The sequence below is a fragment of the Azospirillum tabaci genome (assembly GCF_014596085.1).
Lineage (GTDB): Bacteria > Pseudomonadota > Alphaproteobacteria > Azospirillales > Azospirillaceae > Azospirillum > Azospirillum tabaci.
The window spans coordinates 1-780 of record NZ_JACCJY010000086.1 but is presented as its reverse complement, the minus strand read 5'-3'; the positions used below and the strand labels follow the sequence as shown (position 1 = coordinate 780).

Below are 780 nucleotides of genomic sequence, written 5' to 3'. Positions count from 1 at the left end.
CTGCTGATCCTGCCGATCGGCGGCGCCGACATGCCGGTGGTGATCTCGATGCTGAACAGCTATTCCGGCTGGGCGGCGGCGGGCATCGGCTTCACGCTGCAGAACAACCTGCTGATCGTCACCGGCGCGCTGGTCGGCTCGTCGGGCGCGATCCTGTCCTACATCATGTGCAAGGGCATGAACCGCTCGATCTTCAACGTCATCCTGGGCGGCTTCGGCGGCGACAGCGGGGCGGCGTCGGCGGCGGCCGGCGGCGGCGAGCGCGGCACGGTCAAGGCCGGCTCGCCGGAGGACGCGGCCTACATCATGAAGAACGCCCAGTCGGTGATCATCGTCCCGGGCTACGGCATGGCGGTGGCCCAGGCGCAGCACGCGTTGCGCGAGATGGCCGACCTGCTGAAGAAGGAGGGCGTCGAGGTCAAGTACGCCATCCACCCGGTGGCGGGGCGCATGCCGGGGCACATGAACGTGCTGCTGGCCGAGGCCAACGTGCCCTACGACGAGGTGTTCGAGCTGGAGGACATCAACCGCGACTTCAGCACCGCGGACGTGGCCTTCGTGATCGGCGCCAACGACGTGACCAACCCGGCGGCCAAGACCGATCCGCAGTCGCCGATCTACGGCATGCCGATCCTCGACGTCGAGAAGGCCAAGACGGTGTTCTTCATCAAGCGCGGCATGGCCGCCGGCTACGCCGGTGTGGAGAACGAGCTGTTCTTCCGCCCCAACACCATGATGCTGTTCGGCGACGCCAAGAAGGTCACCGAAGAGGTCGTGAAG

General features: G+C 66.9%; 1 protein-coding gene. It reads left to right on the top strand.

Going from position 1 to position 780, the window contains the following annotated elements:
- Positions 1-780 (top strand): NAD(P)(+) transhydrogenase (Re/Si-specific) subunit beta (locus H0B54_RS29360; protein ID WP_188263277.1); only part of this gene is annotated, 780 nt, incomplete at both ends.